20 protein-coding genes and 1 other RNA gene are annotated in these 26,043 nt (G+C 46.2%); 12 read left to right on the forward strand and 9 right to left on the reverse strand.

All coding sequences use genetic code 11. The annotated features are described in order from the left end of the window. Positions 1-21: 21 nt before the first annotated feature. The 4 genes from ACX0G9_RS24915 to ACX0G9_RS24930 all read left to right on the forward strand — a co-directional run bounded on the left by ACX0G9_RS24915 (position 22) and on the right by ACX0G9_RS24930 (position 9,046). Complete coding sequence (locus ACX0G9_RS24915; protein WP_459067684.1) at positions 22-1,911, forward strand: 7TM diverse intracellular signaling domain-containing protein; 1,890 nt, start codon at positions 22-24, stop codon at positions 1,909-1,911. A gap of 377 nt (positions 1,912-2,288) precedes the next feature. Continuing rightward, positions 2,289-4,184 (forward strand): glycoside hydrolase family 2 protein, encoded by a 1,896-nt coding sequence (locus ACX0G9_RS24920; protein WP_459067685.1) that lies wholly within the window; start codon positions 2,289-2,291, stop codon positions 4,182-4,184. A 29-nt stretch (positions 4,185-4,213) separates the two neighbouring features. Then, positions 4,214-7,345 (forward strand): SusC/RagA family TonB-linked outer membrane protein, encoded by a 3,132-nt coding sequence (locus ACX0G9_RS24925; RefSeq protein WP_459067686.1) that lies wholly within the window; start codon positions 4,214-4,216, stop codon positions 7,343-7,345. Between the two features lie 18 nt (positions 7,346-7,363). Continuing rightward, positions 7,364-9,046 (forward strand): RagB/SusD family nutrient uptake outer membrane protein, encoded by a 1,683-nt coding sequence (locus ACX0G9_RS24930; RefSeq protein ID WP_459067687.1) that lies wholly within the window; start codon positions 7,364-7,366, stop codon positions 9,044-9,046. A gap of 340 nt (positions 9,047-9,386) precedes the next feature. Here the strand turns inward: ACX0G9_RS24930 and ACX0G9_RS24935 are convergent, their stop codons facing one another. Beyond that, positions 9,387-10,061 carry a response regulator transcription factor gene (locus tag ACX0G9_RS24935; RefSeq protein ID WP_459067688.1) on the reverse strand — a complete coding sequence of 225 codons (675 nt, stop codon included), beginning with the start codon at positions 10,059-10,061 and terminating at the stop codon, positions 9,387-9,389. 222 nt (positions 10,062-10,283) lie between these two features. Between ACX0G9_RS24935 and ACX0G9_RS24940 the strand changes: the two genes are divergently transcribed. The 4 genes from ACX0G9_RS24940 to ACX0G9_RS24955 all read left to right on the forward strand — a co-directional run bounded on the left by ACX0G9_RS24940 (position 10,284) and on the right by ACX0G9_RS24955 (position 13,157). After that, positions 10,284-10,862 carry a YceD family protein gene (locus tag ACX0G9_RS24940; protein WP_459067689.1) on the forward strand — a complete coding sequence of 193 codons (579 nt, stop codon included), beginning with the start codon at positions 10,284-10,286 and terminating at the stop codon, positions 10,860-10,862. 72 nt (positions 10,863-10,934) lie between these two features. Then, positions 10,935-11,126, forward strand: coding sequence for a 50S ribosomal protein L32 (rpmF, locus tag ACX0G9_RS24945; RefSeq protein ID WP_459067690.1), 192 nt, complete (start codon positions 10,935-10,937; stop codon positions 11,124-11,126). 40 nt (positions 11,127-11,166) lie between these two features. Continuing rightward, positions 11,167-12,108 carry a phosphate acyltransferase PlsX gene (gene plsX, locus ACX0G9_RS24950; RefSeq protein ID WP_459067691.1) on the forward strand — a complete coding sequence of 314 codons (942 nt, stop codon included), beginning with the start codon at positions 11,167-11,169 and terminating at the stop codon, positions 12,106-12,108. Further along, positions 12,105-13,157, forward strand: coding sequence for a CPBP family intramembrane glutamic endopeptidase (locus tag ACX0G9_RS24955; protein WP_459067692.1), 1,053 nt, complete (start codon positions 12,105-12,107; stop codon positions 13,155-13,157). The genes plsX and ACX0G9_RS24955 overlap by 4 nt, the downstream gene beginning before the upstream one ends. Before the next feature lie 3 nt (positions 13,158-13,160). Here the strand turns inward: ACX0G9_RS24955 and rnpB are convergent. Beyond that, positions 13,161-13,600: RNase P RNA component class A (gene rnpB / locus ACX0G9_RS24960), an RNA gene on the reverse strand. A 28-nt stretch (positions 13,601-13,628) separates the two neighbouring features. Here rnpB and ACX0G9_RS24965 point away from each other — a divergent pair. The 3 genes from ACX0G9_RS24965 to ACX0G9_RS24975 all read left to right on the forward strand — a co-directional run bounded on the left by ACX0G9_RS24965 (position 13,629) and on the right by ACX0G9_RS24975 (position 17,119). Further along, positions 13,629-14,654: an FAD:protein FMN transferase gene (locus ACX0G9_RS24965; protein ID WP_459067693.1), complete on the forward strand. Its 1,026-nt coding sequence runs from the start codon at positions 13,629-13,631 to the stop codon at positions 14,652-14,654. A 130-nt stretch (positions 14,655-14,784) separates the two neighbouring features. After that, complete coding sequence (locus ACX0G9_RS24970; RefSeq protein ID WP_459067694.1) at positions 14,785-15,762, forward strand: formylglycine-generating enzyme family protein; 978 nt, start codon at positions 14,785-14,787, stop codon at positions 15,760-15,762. Positions 15,763-15,790: 28 nt separating this feature from the next. Next, positions 15,791-17,119, forward strand: a complete 1,329-nt coding sequence (locus ACX0G9_RS24975; RefSeq protein WP_459067695.1) for a Gfo/Idh/MocA family protein — start codon at positions 15,791-15,793, stop codon at positions 17,117-17,119. Between the two features lie 79 nt (positions 17,120-17,198). On the opposite strand, the gene ACX0G9_RS24980 is transcribed toward ACX0G9_RS24975, so the two are convergent. The 7 genes from ACX0G9_RS24980 to ACX0G9_RS25010 form a co-directional block, all read right to left on the reverse strand. Then, the gene (locus ACX0G9_RS24980) at positions 17,199-18,122 is read right to left on the reverse strand and encodes a hydroxypyruvate isomerase family protein (RefSeq protein ID WP_459067696.1); all 924 of its coding nucleotides are present in this window, start codon (positions 18,120-18,122) and stop codon (positions 17,199-17,201) included. 166 nt (positions 18,123-18,288) lie between these two features. After that, the gene (locus ACX0G9_RS24985) at positions 18,289-19,329 is read right to left on the reverse strand and encodes a Smr/MutS family protein (RefSeq protein WP_459067697.1); all 1,041 of its coding nucleotides are present in this window, start codon (positions 19,327-19,329) and stop codon (positions 18,289-18,291) included. A 108-nt stretch (positions 19,330-19,437) separates the two neighbouring features. Continuing rightward, positions 19,438-21,150, reverse strand: a complete 1,713-nt coding sequence (locus ACX0G9_RS24990) for an amino acid permease (protein WP_459067698.1) — start codon at positions 21,148-21,150, stop codon at positions 19,438-19,440. 202 nt (positions 21,151-21,352) lie between these two features. Then, positions 21,353-22,252: a hypothetical protein gene (locus ACX0G9_RS24995; RefSeq protein WP_459067699.1), complete on the reverse strand. Its 900-nt coding sequence runs from the start codon at positions 22,250-22,252 to the stop codon at positions 21,353-21,355. A gap of 62 nt (positions 22,253-22,314) precedes the next feature. Continuing rightward, complete coding sequence (locus tag ACX0G9_RS25000; protein WP_459067700.1) at positions 22,315-22,893, reverse strand: hypothetical protein; 579 nt, start codon at positions 22,891-22,893, stop codon at positions 22,315-22,317. A 281-nt stretch (positions 22,894-23,174) separates the two neighbouring features. Then, positions 23,175-23,927 (reverse strand): tetratricopeptide repeat protein, encoded by a 753-nt coding sequence (locus ACX0G9_RS25005; protein WP_459067701.1) that lies wholly within the window; start codon positions 23,925-23,927, stop codon positions 23,175-23,177. Positions 23,928-24,069: 142 nt separating this feature from the next. Continuing rightward, positions 24,070-24,627, reverse strand: coding sequence for an RNA polymerase sigma factor (locus tag ACX0G9_RS25010; protein ID WP_459067702.1), 558 nt, complete (start codon positions 24,625-24,627; stop codon positions 24,070-24,072). Between the two features lie 116 nt (positions 24,628-24,743). On the opposite strand from ACX0G9_RS25010, the gene ACX0G9_RS25015 reads away from it, so the two are divergent. Next, positions 24,744-25,820 carry a hypothetical protein gene (locus ACX0G9_RS25015; protein ID WP_459067703.1) on the forward strand — a complete coding sequence of 359 codons (1,077 nt, stop codon included), beginning with the start codon at positions 24,744-24,746 and terminating at the stop codon, positions 25,818-25,820. The last annotated feature ends 223 nt before the right edge of the window (positions 25,821-26,043 follow it).

The raw sequence follows: 26,043 nt of genomic DNA on the forward strand, positions 1-26,043 counted from the left end.
TTCCGGAGAAAATACCTTCTTTTGACGTTTGTCCTCTTATTTTTATTTCACTGCTTTTCTTATGCTCAAAAAGCCGTCAACCTGGACAACCGTTACAATCAACATATTTTTTCCTATAATGAGATTGACTATTTTGAAGACCCGGATGGCAGATTTACGATCGACAGCATAAGCAGCCCCCATTTTACCGGATTTCAACAAGAGCGGGTCTTTATCCCCAAAAATTATCATGCCGCCAGTACCTATTGGTACCGTATAAAAATACGGAATGATCAGCCGGTAACCAGTTCGAATGGGGAACCTGCCCAAAAAAGCTGGGTATTGGAATTTTATGATAATACGATCGATCATATTTCTTTTTATGCTCCGGACGGAAAAAACGGCTTTTCGGTATCTCATTACGGAGCAGGCCAGCCTTTTGCCCAAAGATGGTTCCAGCATAAAAACGTGGCGATTCCTTTAAAGGACCAAACTTCCGGCGAACTGGTCTATTATTTCTCTATCCGATCCCAGCAACCTTCCAATATCATGGTGGTCTTAAAACCGGTCAACTGGTTTATTCAGTATGGGTTGAAAGAATATCTCTTCTCCGGCATTTTCTATGGCATGATCCTGATTTTCTGCCTGTATAACATGGTCATGTTCTTTGCCTTCCGCCAAAAACAATATCTGTACTACATCATGTATAATCTTAGTATAGGTATTTTTGAAATGAGTTCCAATGGGTTCGCCTTCCAGTATCTTTGGCCCAATGCCCCAGCCTGGAATGAAATAGCCTTTGGGGTGGCCCTGTATTCGGCAAGTGTTTTTTCTTTATTATTTACCCGGGAATTCCTTTCCCTCCAAAAAAAGGCCCCCTTACTTAATTCCGTATTGGTAGGAATTATCGGATTAAGGACTGCTTTTTTCCTCATTTGCCTTTTCATTAACCGTTATTGGTTCATTTATAAATTTATTGATGCGATTCCCCTGCTGGTCGCTTTTTATGCCGGTTGGCATATTCTCCGCAAAGGTTATTACCCGGCAAGATTTTTCGTCGCCGGTTATTCTTTTCTTTTATTGGGATTCCTGATCAGGGCTTTCAAAACACTGGCTTCCATTAATCTGCCCTTTGGTCCGCTTAATTTTTACAGCCTTAGTTTCTGTTTTCTGATGGAAATGCTATTTGTTTCCTTCGCTATTGGAGATAAAGTCAAATGGTTGAGAAAGAAAAAGGAAATGGTTCAAAAAAGGATGATGGAGGAAATGAGGCTCAATCAGGAACTAAAGGATAATTTAAATAAGGAACTGGAAACCCAGGTTGCGCAGCGGACCAGGGAGGTATTGGAAAAGTCCGGCGTGATCGAACAACAAAACGAAGAATTACTTTCCGTAAATGATCTTTTAAAACAGCAATCCGAAGAAATCCTAAGAATGAACCAGATCCTGGACCGGGATAATAAAGTGTTGCAGGTGGATATAAAAAAAGTCACCCAGGCCAGGGTAATGTCTGCAGAAATGGATTTTGAAGAATTCGTCCGGATCTATCCGGATGACCAGGCCTGTTGTAAATTTCTGGCGGAATTAAAATGGGATAAGGAATTTTCCTGCCGGAAATGTTCCCATTCCCAGTTTTTTAATGGTCATCTTCCTTATAGCCGCAGGTGTTCTAAATGTTCTTATGAAGAATCGGCCACCACCCATACGCTTTTCCATAATGCCCATATACCCCTCAATAAAGCCTTTTATATGGCTTATATGGTTTATTCCACCAAGGGGAAAATTTCCTCCTATAAACTGTCCGATATCCTGTCCATCCGCCAAAGTACCTGCTGGTCCTATTCCGGAAAAGTAAAAAAACTGATGGAGACCCGGAAAAAAGAGCTCCGAAATGCCGGGGAAAAAGGGTGGAGCAAACTGGTTATAGAATAAATAAAAAAATAATTATTCCGCAGTAAAGCGTATTATCCCCTCATCCGGAAAAGCTGTAAACGGCTCTTGTTTTTATTGGTTATCAATGAAAACGAGGGCCGTTTTTTATGGTGTTCAACCGTATTAAAAACATCATAAATCATTGTAAATCAATATTTTATGGTAAAATTAATTTGGATTTTAGCAAAAAATCGAAATATCTTTACCGTAACGGTTCTGTGAGTGGAGCCGGTGTAACCATTCAAAACTGCATTTACTACCGAAAGCTGCTTTGTTACAATGATTAAAATCCTGCTTTGTTTCGGGGCAGCTTTCAGTAAATGCATAAATATGGTTTCTCTGCAACGATGCTTTAACAAACCATAAATTTTCCTGCCGTGAATTGGAGGTTTCTCTTTTTTTTACCCGTTTTTTTTATCTGCCTGGCCCCTGCGATCCTTCTGAAGGCTCAATCCAAAAATGATTTATCCAGGAACGATGCCTCCCGACACGATCCATTTAAGCCGGATACGACCATCCCTCTTATTGCCAACCCCGGTGCCCGGCATTCCCTGAGCCTGGATGGACCATGGCAATACCTGATCGACCCTTATGAAACGGGGTTTTACGATTACCGGTACCAGGAACGCAGTCCAGGTGACCCCGAAGCCTATTGGAATTCCGATATCCCCAAAAACAAAACCGACCGAAAAGAGCACGGATTTATTGACAAATATACCCTGACCGTTCCCGGGGATTGGAATGCCCAGGATCCTAAATTCCTGTATTATGAGGGCACCGTCTGGTATAAACGGTCATTCGATTATCAAAAGGCAGATCCATCCGGTAGCCTGGTCCTGTATTTCGGGGCGGTCAATTATAAAGCAGATGTTTACCTTAATGGCAGAAAATTAGGGGTGCATAAAGGCGGTTTTACCCCCTTCAATTTTGCGGTTCCCGACTCCGTTATAAAACCCACAGGGAATTTTTTGGTCGTCAAGGTGAATAACAAACGTTATGCAGACGAGATCCCTACCTTAAATACCGATTGGTGGAATTATGGGGGTATTACCCGGGAAGTAAAATTGATAGAATTACCTGGCTCCTCTCCGATCCTCGACTATTCGCTACAATTAAAAACAGTAACCGAAGTGGAAGGCTGGGTGAGCCTCAAACAGGGAAAAGAGAATGAACTGATCACGGTAGAAATACCCGACTTGAAAATAAAACAATCCTTTCCTATAAAACAGGATACCGCTCATCTTCATCTGACCTTACCCTCCTTTCAATCCTGGTCGCCGGAAAATCCTAAATGTTACACGGTTATCATTTCAGGAAAAACCGATCGCGTGGAAGAAAAGATTGGTTTTCGTACCATCCGGGTTCAGGGAAAAAAGATCCTGTTAAATGGGAAGCCTGTTTTTCTTCGGGGGATTTCCATTCATGAGGAAATCGCCGGTGAAAAAAGAAGAGCGCATAGCCGGGAGGATGCCATCCGGTTATTGAGTGAGGCCAAAGAACTCGGTTGTAATATGGTCCGGCTTGCCCATTACCCGCATAACGAACAGATGGTCCGTGTAGCCGATTCGCTGGGATTGCTGGTTTGGTCCGAGATCCCCGTTTACTGGACGATCGACTTTTCCAGTAAGGCGGTTCTGGATAAAGCGAAAACTCAATTGGACGAAATGATCACCCGCGACCGGAACAGGGCCAGCGTGATCATCTGGTCGGTAGGTAATGAAACGCCCGTTAGCCCTCCCCGGACCGAATTCCTGCGGACCTTATTACAAAATGCCCGGGCCATGGATCCCACCCGCCTGGTATCGGCAGCCCTGGAAGTGAATTATCTTTCGTCGACCAATACCCGGCAGGTCGATGATCCTCTCGGACAATATGTCGACCTGGTCGCTTTTAATGAATACCTGGGCTGGTATGGAGGCAGCCCGGAAGCCTGCCGCACCGCCGTTTGGACGACGAAGTACGATAAGCCGGTCTTTATAAGCGAGACAGGAGCTGAAGCAGTGGCCGGCTTTCATGCCGATTCCCTCACGTTATGGAGCGAGGAATTCCAGGAATGGTATTACCAGGAACAGGTAAACATGCTGAAAAGAATGCCGGATAATTTTGCCGGTATCTCGCCCTGGATCCTTTCTGATTTTCGCTCCCCCAGACGGAATAACCCTGTTTACCAGGACGGCTGGAATAAAAAAGGATTGATCGATCCGGAAGGAAAAAAGAAGAAAGCCTTTTTTGTATTGAAGAAATATTATGAAGAAATGAAAACTGCTTATTGAAATTATTTTATCACTTAAACGAAGCTGCTATGCGAACCCAACTAACCTGCTTCCCTACCATTGCGGCAGGGAGTTATGCTTTACGCGAATTTCCTTTTCGGAAAAAACACGCTGAATTTCCTTTGCGGACTTTCTACTACAAATTTCCTTTGCGGACATTTTTCCTGCTATGTATGCTGACATTTTTTGCCGGCAATCACTTATCCTTTGCCCAAGACAAAAGAACCATCAGCGGCATTGTCCGTAACAAACAGGATAATGCACCCCTGCGCGGCGTCACCCTTTCGCCGGGTGGAGCGGCGAAAGCAGGCGCTACTACCGATTCGCTGGGCTTTTTCAGAATTGATCTTCCAGCGGGTACTCCTTACCTTACCCTTTCCAGTATCGGTATGGAAACCCTGACCTATTCCCTTAAAGGAATTTCCGGCAATTCCGGCCCTTTAAGCATATTTATGATACCGTTCGCCCAATCGCTGAACGATGTGGTCGTCGTCGGATATGGAACCCAGAAAAAATCGGATGTTACCGGATCTGTTACCAGTGTACCGAAGGACAGGCTTTCCAGGATCCCCGTGACGAATGTTTTACAGGCTTTGGAAGGTTCGGTTGCCGGTTTTACCCTCGCGCAAACTTCGGCAGCGCCCGGGAGTACCGCCACCCAACAGGTCAGGGGGCTTAATTCCATCACCGCCAGTACGACTCCGCTTATCGTGCTGGACGGCGTTCCTTTCCCGGGATCCACCAATGATATCAGTCCGGGTACGATCGAATCGATCGAAGTGTTGAAGGATGCCTCGGCTACCGCTATTTATGGTACCCGGGGGTCCAGCGGGGTAATTCTCATTACGACCAAACGGGGGCTTACCGGTAAACCCGTCATCGGTTATAATGGCTTTGCCGGTATCGAATCCATGGCTCATAGAATGAAACCTATGAACGGCACTGAATTTAAAGGCAAGAATGTAACCTGGAACCAGCAGACCGGTGGTAACAATACGAATATCAATTCCGATTCCGTCGTTAATGCTTTTGAGATCCCCAATCGCAGGGCCGGCAAGACTACCGATTGGCTGGACCAGATCTCCAGGCAGGGTTATATCCAATCCCATAATCTCAATTTTTCCGGGGGAACCAGGGACCTCAAATATTTTGTGAACGGGGAATATACCAAGGACAACGGGCTATTAAAAGGTTATCAATTCACCCGGGTCAGTCTCCGTTCCAATCTAAATGCTAACCTGACCGACTGGCTGGCTGTCGGGACCAGTATCTTTTACACCAATAATAATACAGATGGAGGCCATGTGGATCTTACCCTGGCCGGTCAAATGAGTCCTTACGGGCAACCCTTCAATGCAGATGGCTCTTATGCCATTTTCCCCATGTATGGTAACACGTTATACACCAATCCCCTGCTGGGGCTTTATAAATCAACCGTCAACCGGAGCAATAATCTCACGGGTACGGGTTATATCGATATAACCCCCAAATTTCTTCCCGGTCTGAAGTACCGGGTGAACGGGAGTTATACGTACCTACCGAGCCGGATGGATACGTATGCAGGCAGGAATGCCAACGATAACCAGGGTACCGCCATCGTATATGCGGGGGAAAGCACCAGCTGGATACTGGAGAATATTTTAAGTTATGCGCGCGATCTCGGCAAACATCATTTCGATCTGACGGCCCTTTACAGTTCCCAAAAAACAACTTCCTTTAATTCGAGCATTACGGCAAAAGGATTTATCAATGACGGGCTGGGGTTCAATAATACCAATGCCGCTACGACACAGATCACCAATACCAATTTCTCCACGGACAATACGGCCTTTCCCCCCCTGACTCCTTCCAGCAGTTTGTTATCCCAAATGGGAAGGCTTAATTATTCTTATGCCGGTAAATATTTACTGACAGCCACGATAAGAAGAGATGGTTATTCTGCTTTTGGCGCTATGACGGATAAATATGGTTCCTTTCCTTCCATCGCGCTGGGGTGGAACATCCATCGGGAATCCTTCATGAACAATATCTCCTTTATCAACCTGTTGAAACTCCGCGTTTCGCGGGGAACTACCGGAAATTCCGCCATCAATCCGTTTCAAACCCAAACGACCCAGAGTGTCCTGCAATATGTATATAATAACCAAACCGCCACAGGGCTTACTGCCAGCAACCTGGGCAACCCGTCCCTGAAATGGGAAAGCACTACCGGAACGAATGTCGGGATCGATTTTGCCATTTTTAACAGCCGGATCTCGGGTTCCATCGAAGGGTACCAAACCAAAACAAGTAATCTTTTATTAAGCCGGCAATTGCCGATCATGACCGGTTATCTGACTATACTTCAGAACATCGGGAAACTGGAGAATAAAGGCATCGATATTACCCTGAATACCGTGAATGTAAAGACCAGAAATTTCAGCTGGCAGACCACCCTTGTCTTTTCCACTTACCGGAATAAATTGCTGCAATTGTATGGCGACAGCAAAGATGATATCGGGAACTCCTGGTTCCTCGGCAAATCCCTGGGTGCCTTATATACCTACAAATTATTGGGGGTATGGCAACAGGGAGAAGATCATTCGGCTATCGATCCTTCCGCAAAGCCCGGTTACCTGAAGTTTGCCGACCTGGATAAAAGCCAGACGATAACGGCCGGTGGTGACCGTACGATCGTCGGATATACCAACCCTAGCTGGACAGGGGGAATGACCAACACGTTCACTTATAAAAGTCTGAGCCTCCGCATTTTTATCCAGACCTCCCAGGGCGCTATGAAGATGAACCAAATCTATGATAATGCCGATCAATCCGGGGCCATTAATTTACCGGAAGACGTTGGTTACTGGACAGCTGACAACAAAAGCAATACCCGGCCCTCGCTGGCTTATACGAATCCCTATAATTACGCCTATCCTTCCAAGGCGGGTTTTACCCGGCTGAAGGATATTACGCTGAATTATAATCTTCCGCAGGATCTGGCTGCGCGATATGGCTTTGGGAATGTTTCGGTATATGTAAGCGGCAGGAATATCCATACCTGGACTCCCTGGCTGGGATGGGACCCGGAGACGGCCTATAAATCCTTACCCTTTGGCACCTATAACAATTACCCCCAGGTGGCTTCTTATGTAGTAGGTCTGAACTTTTCTCTTAAATAATCTAATAATCGTTTAGCCATGAAATATACATTATTCTTTGCTTTCCGTTTCTTCTTTGTTTCCCGTTTTTTTCCGGGCTTCTGTATTTTTCTGAGTATTTGTTTTATGACGGGAAGTTGCAAAAAGAGTTTTCTGGACGAAAAACTTCAGGGCAGTTATGCACCCCAGAACACCCTTTCCGATTCCCTCGGTTTCGAGGCCAATATTGCCGGCCTTCAAAACAAGATAAGGGCTCAATATACCTCGGATAATGACCAGGGTTTGCTGGGTGCCATGTATAATGGAACCGATATGGTCATTAACGGACAGACGACCAGCGCCATGTTCCCTTACGTGAACAACGAGAACATGAATGCGAGTGATTTTTCCGCCAATTTCTACTGGACCTGGGCCTACCAGACCCTCAATAACGCCAATGTGGTCATTGCCGCCTCCCAGGATCCCACGGTTACCAAAACTTCTGCAGCCAATAAAGCCTATGTAGGCGCAGAAGCCATGTTCTACCGGGCATGGATCTATAATTTCCTCGTTACTTTATGGGGGCCAGTTCCACTGGTAACGCAACCCATCCAAACGGTAAAGGTGGATTTTACCCGTTCTTCTGTCGATAGTGTCAATGCCCTGATCGTGCAGGACCTTACGAGTGCAATTGCCATCCTTCCCCAGGCCGGCAGTGTGAGAAAAGAAGGAAGACCCAGTATCGGCATGTGTCAGCAATTACTGGCGGAAGTCTACCTGCGTATGAATAAACCTGACCTGGCCCAGGTGCAATGTCAGAATGTGATCAGCGGCGGAGCCTATTCCCTGATCAATTCAAGGTATGGCGTCAAGGCTTCCCTGCCCGGAGATTATTACAGCGATATGTTCCTGGTAGGCAATCAGCGGCGCAGCCAGGGGAATAAGGAAGCTATCTGGATCATAGAGGAAGATGTCAATACACCGGGGGGAGCCACAACCACGGGCGTCAATCCTTCAGAGGATCAACACCGGCGTATGTGGATTCCCTATTATGCGGGGATCACCAATATGCTGATCTGCGATTCCCTGGGAGGCAGGGGTATCGGTCGTTTCCGCCTGAGCAACTGGATCCTCTATAATCTCTATGACTCCGCCGATATGCGAAATTCCTCTTATAGTATCCGGCGAATCCTTCGATTCAACGATCCTTCCAAACCAAAATACGGTCAGCAGCTGACCAATCTTGACGGAGATACGGTCTGGCATATCGCTCCCTATACCACCAAGTGGAACAATTTTAACCCGGCTGACGTAAATGGGTACAGCACCTTTAAAGATCAACCCATGATGCGTCTCGGTGAAACCTATTTGCTGCTGGCAGAAGCGCAGTTCGATCAGGGCGACCTGCCCGGCGCAGCCGCAAGTATCAACGTGCTGCGGGCAAGGGCATTTTCCGATTATCCGGCACATGGACAGGTTCAGGCCTCGGATATCACACTCGACTTTATCCTGGACGAACGCGCCCGGGAATTGGTGGCCGAAGAGAACCGGAGAATGACCCTGGTCAGAACAGGGACCCTGGTGGAAAGGGTACAGAATTATTTGAATGCCTATAACACCGCCACCGGGCAACAAGTAACAGGAGTATCAAATTTGACTCAGCGAAAAGGACTCTTGCCGATCCCCCAGACCGCTATTGATCTGAATAAGGGGGCGGTACTTTCGCAAAACCCTGGTTTTTGAGTTCATAGTGCTGGCATTTAAAATTTGCCGCAGTTCGAACTAAATGCTTTTTGCCTGCGAAATAGCCGATTGAGCCCAATGTATTTGCCGGTAAGGGACCGGCTCCTATAGCCCCCTCAATTTCAATTAGCCTCTCACTTTCGCCCTGGCGGGGAGAGGGGCTTAACTTTTTGAGGAAGCAGATAAAATAAATTATTGATAATCACTTAAAGTGTTACTTTAAATTAAATTTAAAGTAATAGTTAAAATAAATTTCACAATTATTTATAAACCAATTAGTTAATTAATATTTTAAAAAATAATTATTTAATGCAAATTTAATAGTGAATAACCAGGTACTCTACACAGAGAACTTATAACCCATCCCGTATACTGATTGAAGATAGTCGCCACAGCCAGCTTCGATGAGTTTGCGACGAAGATTTTTTATGTGGGTGTAGATAAAATCGTAGTTATCCGCCCCCTCCATTTCATCGCCCCAAAGATGTTCGGCGATAGCATTTTTGGAGACGACGCGTCCTTTGTTATAGGCAAAATATAGAAGTAATTGATATTCTTTGCGGGTCAGGTCTACCGGCTGACCATTGATGACAGTAGTCTTGGCCAGGGTATCGATCAGCAGGTCTCCCAAATGGATCTGATTATTACCTGCTGAGTTCTTCCGGCGGATGATCGCCGTTACCCTGGCGCTTAATTCCGACAGATGAAAAGGTTTGGGAAGATAGTCATCCGCTCCGAGTTGAAGACCAGCCACCTTGTCTTCCAGGGAATTTCGGGCCGATATGATCAATACTCCATCCGATTTATGGTTGTTTTTGAGCTCCTTTAACAAATCCAGACCGTTGCCGTCCCGTAAATTGATATCCAGCAAGATGCAATCATATTCAAATTGCTCTGTTTTTTCCAGTGCGATGCGATAGCTATCAGCCAGATCACAGGTAAAATTTTCCTGTTTCAGGTAACTCAGGATGCTTTCGGCCAAGGTTTTTTCGTCCTCAACAATAAGTAATTTCATCTTATTTCTCCTTAATTTTCAATCTCTTACAACCATTTACCTAAACCGGGTTGAACCATCCTTTTCCCCGCATTCCCAAAACCTGTAAGGAGATCAGGATCACCAAGCGGATTTTTCCACATACTGTCGTCAAATGTGTAAACTTTTCCTGGCTGAAAACCCGCATGGCTCTAATTTATTAATAATTTATCCATACCTTTGCAAGCTCTTTAAAAAGCACTCATGAGCAGCCGAAGGGAATTTGAAATAGCGTTTGTGGGTTTAAAGCCTGGTATTCATGAGTTTAGTTATCGGATAACCGATAAGTTCTTTGAGGAATACCAGCAACAGGATTTCCGCCATTGCGAAGCGAATGTAAAGCTGTTTTTAGATAAAAAGCACGGTTTTATGCTCCTGAAATTCGAAGTGGGCGGGAAGATCGAAACCGGTTGTGACCGGTGCGGTAATATGATGCCCCTTGAGCTTTGGGATGAATTCAATATACTGGTTAAACTGGTAGAGGAACCGGATCTGATGAATCAACAGGAAGAGGACCCGGATGTATATTATATATCCAAAGGAGAAAGCCACCTGCATTTGTCAGATTGGATCTATGAATTTATCAACCTGAGCATCCCGATGCAGCGCATGTGCAGGGTGGAAGATATTGGAGGACCGAATTGTAACAAAGAAGTCCTCGAAATGCTGAAGAAACTCAACCAGGAAAAAGAAAAACCTGAGAACCCTTTATGGAAAGGGTTGGAAAAGATAAAAGGACTTGACCCTTTACCTCCAAAAGAAGAGGAATTGGGTAAGAATTAAAGAAGTTAGCCAAGTATTGTTTTAAGAATTGAAGTAAGAATATATTGTAAGGTTTTTTAAAATTGATGTGATATGCCAAATCCCAAACGGAGACATTCCCAGCAGCGTAGTGCTAAAAGAAGAACGCATTACAAAGCCGAGAAAGTTACTTTAAGTAAAGACAGCACTACAGGTGAAATTCATGTACGCCACCGTGCCCATGTGAGCGAAGGTAAATTGTACTACAAGGGACTAGTCGTTACGGAGAATTCTCCCATTAAGTAAGTAGACAGGTTAGATTGGTCTTCATTTTAGTTTGCCTTTAATGAATATTGGCTTAGACATGATGGGAGGCGATTTTTCACCGCTGGAAGCGGTGAAAGGCGCACAATTATATCTGAATGGATCTTCGGTCCCTGTTACTTTATTCCTGGTGGGTGATGAGCAACAGCTCCATCCCCTCCTTCAGGAGTATGATCTTCCCCCGGAAAGGGTAAAGGTTGTTCATGCCCCTCAGGTAATCGGGATGAACGAACATCCGACCAAGGCATTAAAGGAAAAACAACAATCCTCCATTGCCATCGGTTTTCATCTGTTATCCACCGGTAAAATGGATGCCTTTATCAGCGCAGGCAATACGGGCGCCATGCTGGTCGGAGCGCTTTACAGCCTCAAACCTATTGAAGGAATTCACAGACCCACCATTTCCACCATTATCCCCAAAGAAAATGGCGGGACTGGTGTACTGTTGGATGTCGGTTTGAATGCCGACTGTAAACCGGAAAATCTGAATCAGTTCGCCATCCTTGGATCACTCTATGCCAAGCACATTCTGGGCATCGATCAACCCAGGGTCGGATTGATCAATATCGGGGAAGAGGAAGGAAAAGGAAATATCCTGGCCCAGGCCACCTACCCCCTGCTGAAAGAAAATTCCCAGATCCATTTCATCGGCAATATTGAAGGGCGGGACCTTTTGCTCGATAAGGCCGATGTAATGGTCTGCGAGGGTTTTACCGGGAACATTATCCTGAAAATGGCAGAATCTTTATTCGGGATTACACAGGATAAAAAGATTAAACACGAATATTTCGACCGGTTCGATTTTGAGAATTATGGCGGTACGCCCCTGCTTGGTGTGACCAAACCAGTGATCATTGGCCACGGTATTTCCCACGCCCGGTCATTCTCGAATATGATTATCCTCGCTGAAAAAATGATCGCCACAGATCTTTTAGGTAAGATGAAGGAGAGCTTTGTGTTATGAGTCCGGCGAAAGGAAACTCCCTGACTTCCTTTGTCTCTTATCTGAAAACATATATCCGTCATACCTCGCTGAAAAATGTCGGATTTACCCTGCTTTTTGTCTCCCTGCTCATTACCCTGAATTATACGATCGGTATCGAACGAAGGATAAGGGATTTACAACCCTGGCCACTCTCCCTGCTGGGTTTTTTCTTTTTTTATGGGTTTGTCTTTTTTTTTACCTGGGCTATTCAATTTTCAATTAGCCGCCCGAAAGATCTTTCAGCTGACGCAAACCTGGCAGATGGTCCATCTGTTGGAACAGGGTTGTTCAAAAGAAAAAACTTCCTGCTCCTTTTACTATTGGGGCCACTGTATTTTTCCTTCAAAATGATCCACTGGGATCTTTCCATTTTTCTACCTTCTACCGGGCAATATCCCTGGAGCAGGTATGCCCAGGTTGTCCTGCAGTTACCGTTCAAACTACTGCTTTTAGGATTAGTCCTTTATGGCTGTTGGTTGATCGACAGCGGCCCCCGCTCAGAAATGGATCAGCAAACAGAAATGGATCGACAAATGGGAAAGGGCCCGTTTTCCTTTTATGGCCTGACCGTGAAGAATTTTCGGGCAAGGCCCTATCTGCTCATCCTGCTTTGCCTGGTGCCGCTCATCGCTCTTGCCTCTACCCAACCGGATTTCCTCCATACCTATCCTAAACTAAGAAATGTCGATTTTGTAGGCGGCTATTCTAAACTGTTATGGCCCTGGCAACTGGGTTATGAACTTTCTTATGGTCTGGATTTTGTATCGATCGAACTTTTTTTCCGCGGTTTCCTGGTGATCGCTCTGGCCCGCTATGCCGGCCAGTATGCCATCCTTCCCATGGCCGCCTTTTATTGTTCGATCCATTTTGGCAAACCCCTGGGAGAATGTATCTCCTCTTTTTTCGGAGGGCTGGCCCTTGGAGTGATTGCCTGGCGTACCCGTTCCATCCTGGGCGGATTGATCGTCCATCTTGGCCTGGCCTGGCTTATGGAAGTCGGGGGATATATCGGGAATCTATACTTTTAAAAAAAATACTACCAACCTGTAAGCCGGATCCTGTGTTCCTGCAACGGGTGCAGGATGGTCATCATTTATCTGGCCCCTGTATTACTACAAGGATCTAGCTGCCTACCCTTCCCGATACCATCCATAGGATGTTAGTGAACGGACCGCACACCTGCCAAAAGCGGAATTTTCATTCCGCCCTTTGTCAATCGGAATATACGTGGCATTTCAGCATGCAAGGTTTACCCGCTCCGGCAATTACTCACCGCAGCCGTAGGCTCTTACCCTACGTTTTCATCCTCACCGCCTTCCGGTAAAAGAAGGGGCAGTTATTTTCTGTGGCACTATCTGTTGCCCCGGTCTGCACCGGAACACCCGGCTCTTAACCGGTGCATTGTCCTTCGCTGTCCGGACTTTCCTCCCTTCAGTCAAAAAGACTGTAGAGCGATGACCCGGTTGGTAGCGATGTAAAGGTATATCTTTGCCGGCATTATGACGGGAAGTAACCTGCCCTTATTGCCGTTCCTCTTATCAGTGCTGATCGCCGGAAATGCACGCAGTCAAAAAAAATATGTTTTTGAACGGCCGGAAATGGGATCGCCCTTTACGATTTCCCTATATGGTCCCGATTCTCCGACCGATTCCTTGCGTGTTACGGAAGCCGCAGCTGCAGCCTTCCGTAAATCAGATAGCCTGAATGGCATTTTGAGTGATTACCTGGACAGCAGCGAGATCAACCGCCTGAGTGCCACCAGCGGACAAGGCCGGTACGTGATGGTTTCCGCCCCGCTTTTCGACATTATTCAACGCGCTCAAACAGCAGCCCGCTTAAGTAAAGGCAGCTATGATATTACCATCGGCCCCGTCGTACAATTATGGCGTAAAAGCCGCAAAACACAGCTATTTCCTGATGTCGTTGCTCTTCGTGGTGCCCTTGACAGAACTGGTTATCCATATCTGCATCTGGATACTTCTGCCCATTCGGTTTGGCTGGAAAAGACCGGGATGAAATTGGATGTTGGAGGCCTGGGAAAAGGTTTTGTCGCGCAGGCTGCCCTGGATCTTCTCCGGCAATACGGCTTTCCCTGTGCCATGGTAAACGCCGGTGGAAAGATCGTAACGGGTCAGGCACCGCCGGGTAAAACAGGATGGACGATCGGCATTAACGCCCCCGGAGAAAAAGAAAGGATCCTACCTCTTTTTTTATCGCTGGCGGGCTATTCCGTGGCGACGTCTGGTGATATTTACCAATATGTGGAGTTCGGGGGAAAACGTTATTCGCATATTGTAAATCCCAAAACAGGTATCGGTCTTACCCGGCGACGAAATGTCACCGCCATTGCCGGAGATGGCACCACAGCCGACTGGCTGGCAACCGCCTGCAGTATTCTCTCTTTAAGACAATCCTTCCGCCTGATCAGACAATTTCCCGGCGCGGCCTTATATGTCACGGAAATTAAGAACGGGAAATTATTTCAGAAAAATTCCAATAATTTTAGAAGTTATCTAATAAAATAATGTAGTGCTGACATTTGTTCGCGCTGACCCCTGCTCCTAACCTATTTTTAATTATATTGCTTCTGATTGTTCCCTTATCGTTTTCAGGATTATTGCTTCAACCAGATATTTCAAACCGATGTGTAGACCAATGACCCGTTGCCTGTCAGCCCTGCCCTTTTGTTTCTTAGTTCTATCCGTGTTTGCGCAACCTTCGGTTTCGTCAGCAACAACCAATGTCTTCTTCGGAGTTTTTGAACAATCGATCCCCCACTCCGCTATTTCCTTTACGATGGTCCCTATTCCCGGTGGTTCTTTTGTCATGGGCAGTCCGGAAACAGAAAAAGGGCGCCGCCCCGATGAAGGTCCTGCCGAAAAGGTCACGGTCGATTCTTTCTGGATGGAAGAACATGAGGTGACTTATGAAGAGTATATTCAATTCCAGGATGAGGCCCAGGATTCCCAGCCAATACCGGATGGTATTACCCGCCCCAGTCCTCCTTATATAGATTTTACTTTGGGCATGGGCAAGACAGGTGGTTTTCCCGCCAATAGTATGAGCCAGTATGCAGCCATCATGTATTGCAAATGGCTGTACAAAAAAACAGGGATCTTTTATCGTCTGCCTACGGAAGCAGAATGGGAATACGCCTGTCGGGCAGGTTCGTCCACCGCGTATCCCAAAGCTATAACAGAGGGAACGCTTCAGGAGTATGCCTGGTTCAAAAATAACAGCGACAATAAATACCGCCCCGTTAAAAAATTAAAACCAAATGCCTGGGGCCTTTATGATATGTTGGGTAATGTGTCGGAATGGACCCTCGACCAATATGCCGCCGATTATTTTACCCGGATCAAAAACAATCCTGCCAATCCTTCGCTGACCCCGGTTACGAAATATCCCCTGACCCTGCGCGGGGGAAGTTTCCGCGATGAGCCGTCCGCTTTACGCAGCGCCGCACGCCTCGCCTCTGAAAAAAAATGGAATGCCCGCGATCCCCAGATACCCAGAAGTAAATGGTGGAATACGGATGCTCCCTTTATTGGTTTTCGGGTGGTAAAACCACTGAAACAACCCGATGCTGCGGCAGCGGATCTTTTTTTCACGCAATTTTTATCACTTAAATAAACACTTTTCATTTTAAATTGCTGTTATTATGAATCCAAAACAATCTTCACAAGATCAAAGCAGAAGAGATTTTGTAAAAAAATCTTCCCTACTGGCAGGTAGTGTATTGGCTGCCCCTTTCCTTTCCCGGGCCAATTATTTTTCCGGCGCCGATCCCGTTATTAAAATCGCCCTGATCGGCTGCGGCGGACGGGGCACAGGTGCTGCAGTGCAGGCACTAAGTACCAAACAGAATGTTCAGCTGGTAGCCATGGCCGATGCCTTTAAAGACCGTTTGGACGACAGTTATAAAAATATTCAGGAAGCCCTGGAGGATAAAAAGAACAGGGTACAGGTAAAAGAGGAAAACAAATTTGTCGGTTTTGACGGCTACAAAAAGGCGATGGCCCTGGCCGATGTGGTGATCCTGACCACTCCTCCCGGTTTTCGCCCCATCCATTTTGAAGAGGCCGTCAATCAGGGCAAACAGATCTTTATGGAAAAGCCGGTAGCTACGGATCCGGCCGGTATTCAACGTGTCCTGGCTGCTGCAGAGAAAGCAAAAGCTAAAAAACTAAACGTAGTGGTCGGTCTGCAGCGCCGTTATCAGAACTCTTACCGGGAGCTGATCAAACGCGTTCATGACGGCGCCATCGGGGATATCGTTTCGGCAAATGCCTGGTGGAATAATGACGGGGTTTGGGTCCATCCCCGCCAGCCGGGATGGACGGAAATGGAATACCAGATGCGTAACTGGTATTATTTTGTCTGGTTATGCGGCGATCATATTACCGAACAGCATATCCATAATCTCGATGTTATCAACTGGGCGCTGGAAGGCTACCCCGTAACAGCCCAGGGAATGGGGGGACGCGAGGTAAGAACAGGGAAGGATTACGGACAGATCTTCGACCATCATTATGTCGAGTTCCATTATGGCAACGGAGCCATACTGAATAGCCAGTGCCGTCATCAGAAAGGTACGGCCAGCAAGGTCGATGAATTACTGATCGGTACCAAGGGCAAGGTCTATTGCGATGAGGCCCGCATCACGGATCCAAAAGGTAAGCTGATCTATCAGTTCGATAAAACAAAAGAGAACCAACCCTATCAGACAGAACATGATGAGTTGTTCGAAGCTATAGCTAAAGGCGAGTATAAATTCTGGGATGCCGAAAGGGGCGCTAAAAGTACGATGACTTCCCTTTTAGGCAGAATGGCCACTTATTCCGGTCAGGAAGTGGATTGGGATAAAGCCATTAATTCAGGGTTGAATATCATGCCGGCCAGTTATGATTTTAATGCCACGCCTCCGGTGTTACCCGATGCAAACGGTTTTTATCCCGTTGCCATTCCCGGGGTCACGAAGGCTTTTTAGGTGGTTTATGAGATGGGAGATGGAATAAAAAAAGCGGTCTTTCCAGGAAAGACCGCTTTTTTTATTATAAGGGCTTCAATTATAGAAAGCTATCGCTGTCCCTGTAGGCTTTTATCAGGGCTGTTTCTCCGTCTTTCCCCGGCAGAGAAATACCATGTTCCATACCCAAGATGCCGCGGTATCCTTTATTATAAATATGTTTGAAAATATTCTTGTAATCCATTTCTCCCGTCGTAGGTTCGTTTCGGCCCGGGTTGTTGCCGATCTGGAAATAGGCGATTTCACTATACGTAAGATCGATATTGTGGATCAGGTCTCCTTCATTGCGCTGCATGTGGTACATGTCGAATAAAATTTTGCAGGAAGGGCTGTTGACCGCCTTACAAATGGCATAGGTCTGATCGGAGTTACGCAGAAACAGATCCGGCGTATCACTAAGCGGTTCAAGGACCATGACGATTCCGTGGGGTTCCAATATGGCTGCTCCCTTTCTCAGGGCTTCGATGATATTTCCCGTCTGGATACCCATGGGAAGATCCCTATCGAAATCACCCGGAACAACGGTGGTTAGTTTCGCATTGCAGCGTTTGGCTACTTCTACCGCCTGTCGACAGCCTTTCAGGAATATTTCGAGATTTTCCGGCTTATTGCTCGCGATGGTATTGGCCCCGTTCCCTCCTTTATCTAAAACAAAAACGCCCATCGACATGCCCAGTTTGGCCAGGGCGTCCCCGATCTTTTTCTGCTGTTCGACAGGTCTTCCGGACATGCCGTTGTCTTCAATGGCACGGAACCCCTGATCATAGGCAAACTTAATCTGATCGATAAAATCGTTTCCGGCTGAATTGCGGAACATGCCGTCGTGTGTCCCATAATTCAGATTAAAAGGCTTCGTGGCGGAGGTTGAGCCTTTGTGCCGATCCGAAGCCGCTGTGGCAGCGCCAGCCGTTAACAGGGAAGCTCCGGCGAGTAATGAGTTTTGTAAAAATTTCTTTCGTTGCATGGGTTATTGAAGGTTGTTTGGAGAATGTTTTACAGAACTAATCTACGCGGTTTTTTTCTATAAAAAAAACGTCTCTTCTACATTTATTAACCACGAAAGCGGGGAACCCTGCCAAAAATCGGGTTAATTGTCACCTGATTTGTTTTAGCCGGCCGGAATTAGCTGGTTAGTATTGAAAGAAAATCTCGGTTGCGCCATAACCATACCGGGGATCATAACGATTGATAAAGGATTTGACTCCTTTTTTCATACGGAGGATCTCATGAACTTCATCACGGAGCCGGCCACTTCCTAATCCATGTATCGCAACCATAGTGGGGAGGTGATGGGCCATGGCCAGGTCCAGGTATTTTTCAAAGGTCTGCAGCTGGATGGCGAGGATCTCCAGGTTATCCAGGGCGGACCATTTCTCCACCAGTTTTTCGATATGCAGATCCAATTCGGACCGGGCGGGTTCCAGGTGTTTGCGTGCCTGTGAGGCCTCATAGATCCTGAAACCGGATCCCGTCAACAAACTGGTATTGATGACGGGTTCTTCTTCCAGCCGGTCCGGATAAGTCTCGAACAGTTTGTAGGAAAAGGTGGACTCGCCTTTCTTTTTTATTTCCTCGATCCTGCTGAATACTTGTTTGGCCTTCAGCTTCAGAGAGGTCTCAAAATGTTCGGCCTTTCCCTTGTCTGGATTGGTCAGGGAAAATTCAACGGCAAAAAGCGGGTTGTCATTCAGATTGGCAAAAGGAATGTCATGCAGGTAAAAATCCTGGAAGGGATAAGCCTGGTTGTCCAGATCAAAGTCGCTTTCCCCCAAATAATTGAGATGATAGGAGAACTGATAACCGGCAGGCGTATTATTGACCAGGTGAACTTTTAGCCTGTCTACGACATCATCCCCGAATTCATCGCTCTCAAAGACGGGCAGGAAGGTAAGCCATACCCCACCCGTCAGTTTGGACAGCCTTTCCTTTTTCTGGTTGGGAGAGGGTTTTTCCCGGGGAATCTGATCGATATAGGTCTTCTGCTTTTTCTCGGGAAAAAGTTTTTTCTCCGAGAATTGTTTGAAGTAGGGGAAATCCAACTGATCGGTGTAAGCCGGGAATTTCACTCCCCGCACGTTTATCAGGACCATTTTATCATTAATGATCTCTAATACCTCGCCTTCGTCATTGGAATGCTGAACGACTACCTTATCTCCTACCTGAAATTTCATACTGCAAATTTACAGGATTGCAGGCCCATTTTCTGCTGCTTTCTGAAAATTCAGGAAACCGGGCTTCTGACATTCTCTTGTCCTGGAGATTTCTGTTCTGAAGACCTCTTAGGGAGTGGATGTGCCGGTTGGCGGAATGAGGGGACGGGAACCAGCCAATTTACTTCTCCGGTATCCATAAAGAAAGTAGATGGTCAGCCCAAAACCCATCCAGGCAAAAAAGACCACCCAGCTTTTGGGGGGGATCTCGATCATCAGATAAAGACAACAAAGTACGCCCAATACCGGGATTACCGAGTAGTTGCGAATAAAGCTGAGTATGGCAATGATGATGGCGGCGATAACAAAGAAGAGAAACAGGATCTCTTCATATCCCTCCGCGCTGATGTTTTTAATGGAGCCCGACACCCTATCCCTGGATAAGATAAGAAAAAGGGCAACCAGGATACCAATTATGAATTTGCCGTTAAGGTAAGGGATCTGGAATTTACCAGCCTGCTTTTTCAGTGCAGGCAGATAAAGTACCCCCCCACAAACCAGCACAAAGGCAAATAAGGTTCCGATACTGGTCAGGTCTGTCATCAGCTTATCATCCACCAGCAATACCGGGATCCCTACCAGAAATCCCGTCACCAGGGTGGCAAAGGCGGGAGTCCGGAAACGGGGGCTCAGTTTGCTGAATCGTTTAGGCAAAAGGCCATCCCGGCTCATGCTCATCCAGATACGGGGTTGCCCTATCTGGAAGACCAGTAATACACTGGTAGAAGCGATCACCGCAGTAATCGATATGATAAACCCGATCTTGTGCATGTTGATCCGATCGAAGACATAGGCCAGGGGATCCGTAACTCCATTAAATTCTTTATAGTTGACCAATCCGGTGATGACCAGTGCCGTGACGATGTAGATTATCGTACAGATCACCAGGGAGTAAATCATACCCTTGGGCAAATCTTTTTGCGGGTTACTGCACTCCTCAGCCGTCGTGGATATGGCGTCAAAACCGATATACGCAAAGAATACCGAGGACACACTTTTGAGTACACCTCCCATCCCCTCTGGTAAAAAAGGAGTCCAGTTGGAAGTGGTACCCGTCGAAAATATGATCCAGAAACCCACGATCGCGATAAAGATCAAAACCACGATCTTTAAACCCACCATAAAATTGGCGCTTTTACGACTTTCATTGATCCCGATATAAGCGAGAATGGTGATCAATCCAACGATGATGAAGGCCGGAAGATTGATGATGAATTTAAAGCCCAACAAGTCCGGAGCATTCATATAGATCAGGTCTTTGACCGGTTTGCCGGCCTCCAGGGCCGCGGTATAGTTCATTTTCGCCGTCTGGTAGCCGATGGTCAGCCATTCAGGCAGGTTGACACCAAAGGCCTTGAGGATATTATTGAAATAAGCGCTCCAGGAGATGGCGACCACGACATTCCCAATAGCGTATTCCAGGATCAGGGCCCAACCGATGATCCAGGCTATCATCTCTCCGAAGGTTACATAAGAATAGGTATAGGCGCTCCCGGATACCGGTACGCGGGAGGCAAATTCGGCATAACAAAGGGCAGTAAATCCACAGGTGACTGCTGTGATCATAAACAGAAAGATCACCCCGGGACCTCCATGGAAAGCGGCTGTGCCAATAGTGGAAAAAATCCCCGCCCCGATAACGGCTGCAACCCCCATAAGCGTAAGGTCCCTCACCCCTAATACTTTTTTCATGCCATCCGCACCATGGCCGTCCCCCAATCCGCATTCAGCATCGCTTATGATCTTAGCCAGGGATTTTTTACGGAACAATGAATTGGACATGAACGGTTAGGTTTTTTTATGTTTGTTGTAGGGCAGATTTTTCTCTGGGACTTATATTAAGGCGGTAAATTAGGGAAATTTGATTAATTTCTTTCCAAGATCCCTTTTAGAAGCCGTTTTTACCCATTTATCCGCCCCCTTACCGGCCTTTATCCATAAATATCCCAATCATAATTTTTGGGTACAGGGCCTTAACTTTTGTTCACAAGGTGAATTTGAGGGTAGTCGTAATATAAAACAGATTTGTGCCCCTTTCAGAAACCCCCGATTGCCCTGCTGCAGTTAGCATATGCTGAGGCAATATATAAGCAGGAGTAAGGATCAGGTTGATTTTTTTATACCCATACACGATAGGCATACTGAATTCATAAGCCAGCACATTAAACTCCTGGCTGTTCTTAGTGAAGGAGTCCATCCCGACCGGGAATAGCAATAAATTCTTTTGCTGGTAATACGTTTGGCTGAAATGCTGTGTACCGGAATAGATATAAGCAGAAGGGTCGAGAACGATCACATCCTTGCCGCATAGTACGCCCGGTATCCGGATGATATGATCCAGGCCGACCTGCAAGCCAAAATCAGTCTTATCACTAAGTTTGGCATCCGCTCCAACGGTAATATTCATTATTTTATTCAAATTGGTGATATTGGCCGTAACAACTTCCTTCACGGCAGATTGGATAAGATCCGTATTTGCCTGATAGAAATATTTGGAAGCAGAAAGACTGCCTGCCCAATTGCCCTTTTTATTTTTAAAATTATACCCCCCTTCGACCAGCGTTGCTGCGTACTGGGTTTGGAGATCGTTATGAATAAAGACAAAGGTTGCATTCAGGAATAAACCATTCCTGAATGAAAAACCGGCAAACGGATATAGCCCCTTGCTTTTAAAACTGTCCACCCGCCCATAATAATTCATGGCTGAATGATAGGTTACCCCGATGATAAAATGGCCTTTTTCCTGCTCCAGGGAGGAGTCCTTACCCTTTCCTCCCGCAAGACTGTTGGCCACGACAGAGTCTTCCTCCTGTGCAAAAGCAGGTTGGTGTCCGAGTAAGAACAGTGCAGCAAGCAGGAAGAGGATATATTTGAAGGATTGCATAACGGTAGATTAATCGTTTAGCAGCGGCCGCCGGTAAGCGACCGCTGCAGTTTTATAGGGATTTAATGACTTGCGGCGCTTGCACTGCTTTTTATCCGGGTGTCGGCTTCGGCCTTTACCTGGGTATCAGAGGCTCTTTTCACGGCTGATTCACCGGTGGAAACGGCCTTATCGGAACTATTCTTTACCTGAGTCCTTGCCTGGCTTGTAACCTTTTGAACCGTCTTCTCATCAGCCTTCACATTCCCTTCCGGGTTCAACTGTCCATTTGCATTCACCTGACCATTTGTGGTCACCTGACCATTTGCGTTCCCGTGATCATTCGCGTTCGCATGATCATTTGCAGCGGCTTGGAGTTCGGTCGTCCCGGCTGCGAAATGGTTGACGTCGGAATTCACCCCGCCTTGCACGGTGGAAGAAGTTGAATTCACGGTTTGGTGGACGGTTGTCTTTCCCATGGTGGTCGTAGTCCTGGCCATGGAAGTGGTGGCCCTCAAGGCGTTGTTTATTCCGGGGCTATTTACACTGGCAACGGAGCTTACCCTGGTGATGCTTGTTGCTCCGAGACTGATCTGGGCAAAGCAATGACCGGAAGCTGTCAAAGAAGCTCCTGCGATCAAACAGATGGCGATAATTTTCATAACTCTTGTTTTAATTGTTAAAAAATGAAAGATGAATAGATACTTTAAATATTGGTTCCTTTAAGTATATATAAACCGGCCGTAGATTTTGTTACCCCTTATTCTCCTGTTTTTAGAGAATGATTTTTTTGAGAAGATATTTTGAGAAGATATTTTGAGAAGATATTTTGGGAAGGTTCTTTTGGGGAGTTATTTTTTGGGGAACCGGTGAATAGATAGCTAGTAAAAGCAAAACCCGCTACTGCAGCGGGTCTTATATTTATGAGGGACAGAGATGGTCCTTATTCCAATTCTTTTTTTAATTGTTTTGCCTTGTCAGAAACAGGTGTGTCTTCCGGGATCCTTTTTAACCATTCCAAAGCGGCCGGCTTATTTTTCTGCCCGGCATAACTAATAGCCATATAAAAGGCTGCCTCATATTGTAAAGCGGAACCTCCGTCATATACCTTTTCCAGATCCCTTCTCGCCGCATCCGCCGCTCCGGTATGCCATTGGGTCACACCCCTGTAAAACAAAGCCAGCTGGCTGCTGCTATCTTCTTTTACAGCCCGATCCAGCAAGGGAAGGGCCCGGTCAAATTGCTGCTTATTGAAAAATTCCGATGCCTGTTGTAATAGCGAATCCGTATTCCCCCCCCGTTCCGTAGTACTGATCATGTCCGTATGTCCAAGCTTTTCCAGAAAACCTTCCCGGTTTGATGGCCAAAGCATAACCACGGCTATGATCACAGCCGCGGCAGCTGCCATCCCCGTAAAATATTTCCGGAATGGAACGACCTTCGGACTGGCCTCCACAGATGGAGCAGATGGAGCAAAATATTTCTTATTCATCTCCCGCAACGTACCCAGCAAAGCATCCCCTTTAGGATCATGCGGCAACCGCTCCTGCAAGGCAGCTTTCAATTGACGGTAAAGATCAATCTCACCCGCCAGGGAAGCATCCTTCACCAGGTCTTCCTCTATTTGCTGTTTTTCCTCCGGTGACAACTCATTGTCTACGTACCGGATAATTGTTTCTTTATCGTAAGTTGCCATATCGGATATTTTCTACGCTCTTTATTTATTTTATGTGCACCAGTACTATTTGTGCGCCTGTTTTATGCTCTGTTTGCCAGATTTATATTTTGTGCGCCTGCCTTATATTTTGTTCTTCTGCCTTAAATATTATGCGCCTGCTTTATATTTTTTGCTCTTGTATATAGGATAATAAGGTTGCCATACATTCCGATTTCTTTTTACGCAGATAACCATACGTAACGCCAAGGGTAGCGGCAATTTTCTCCTGTTTTTCCCCTGTAAGGTGTAATCTTATTATTTCCCGGCATTTTTCGCCCAGCCGCTCAAATTCCCGGAAAAACAAGCGGACCTTTCCCTCCTCCATCTCCAGGTTTTCGGCCAGGGCAAAAACATCTTCTCCATAATCATATAAATCATCTGTGGATTTTGTTACCGGGCTATGCTCCTTTTTCTTTAGTGCATTCAACCATTTTCTTTTGCAAATAAGTAATAGGAAGGGTTCAAAGGGGCAGGTTAGCTGTAGTCCTTTATATTTCGCCTGGTTATAGATATCTATTAAAGACTCCTGGAAGATATCCGCGGCATCCTCTTCAGAGCCCCGTCGCTGCAGAATGTGGAATTTAATTCGGGGGGCAAAAAGCCGGTAAATTTCGTCAACTACCTGAGTATCATTTCTTAATAGCCCTTCTAGGTATCGCTGATCGGGGTGAATCATCATCCGGGGGAAGCTTTTTGGCGAATATCCAAAAAAAAGCCGGAAAAGAGGGGTAACAAAAGCAGGACATCGGTGATTTACTTAGGAAAGGCTTCATTTTTAAATTAAAAACACGGTATATGAAAAATTTATCCCTAAAATCACTGGCTTTTTTCACCGCTTCGGCTTTAAGTATTATGTCCTGCAAAAAAAATGGTTCCGTCGAACAGAACAACAATAATAATAACCAGGACGGAAAGATTATGACCGCCTTCCTGCAGAGTCATGGGCCCCAATTTGAAACGTTCACAGTGGATGCATCCGCCGGAGCTGAAATCACCTCCTCAAAGGGTATTAAATACACCATTCCTGCCGGCGTTTTCGTCACCTCCGCGGGAGCTGCCGTAACAGGGTCCGTTACCGTTGCCGTTAAAGAGATCAACTCTCCCAGCGATATGATCCTGGGTGATAAACCTACCCTTACCAGTGACGGTCGTATGCTGGTATCCTACGGCGAATTTTTTGTCAGGGTTTCCCAGAACAACCAGGAGCTCTTGTTAAAAAAGGATAGTGTTCTGAAAGTACAGGTACCCGCCAAACCGAATGGGCAGGAAGTTCCGATGTGGGGTGGAGATTCTGCTGCCACGGTGACCTTATCCGGTTACGATTACCTGAACACCCCTATTACGATTTCCATTCAGACGGCTCTTCGCAAAGGGATTGCCTGGAATCAGCTCCCATCCAGTTATGCCTTCTTCAATGGTACGAATGGAACCCTCAATTTCAGACTGGATAGCCTCGTCAAATGGAGAAATTGCGATGCGATCCAAAGTAATTCCGGGACTAAAACGACCGTTCTGGGGTATTTCAACAGTCATTATAACAGCGAGACTTCGACCAATTATATGGCAGATCAGCCAACTATGCTGTATTTCAAACCCCATAATCAGAATACGCTGATCAAATTTTACGATATCATCCTGAATGCAACGGGCACCAACCAGGGATTTATCAGTTACCAGGCTTCCATTCCTGTCGGTATGCAGGGTACCTTCCTGGCCATGAGCACCCAAAACGGGAAATTCTATGCCGACATGAAGGACGTAACGATTGCTTCACCCGCAGGCAGCAATAATTATACAACCCTGAGTTTTGATCCCCAGGAGGTTTCCGAGAGCGCCATGGTCAATCTGATCCTGCAAATGAATACGAAATAATTTGGCCAGGCAGGGGTTTTGCGTAATAATAAGCCGGCACAATTCGCCGGCTTATTTCCCGTTAAAGGGCTATTTTAGTAGCTTAGCCCTTTAACAGGAAATCGTTAAAAATGGGACTTCGTCCGATTGACCCGTGGTCAATCTTGTTCCCGTTAAAGGGCTATTTTAGTAGCTTAGCCCTTTAACAGGAAATCGTTAAAAATGGGACTTCGTCCGATTGACC

The sequence above is a fragment of the Flavitalea flava genome, assembly GCF_054461575.1.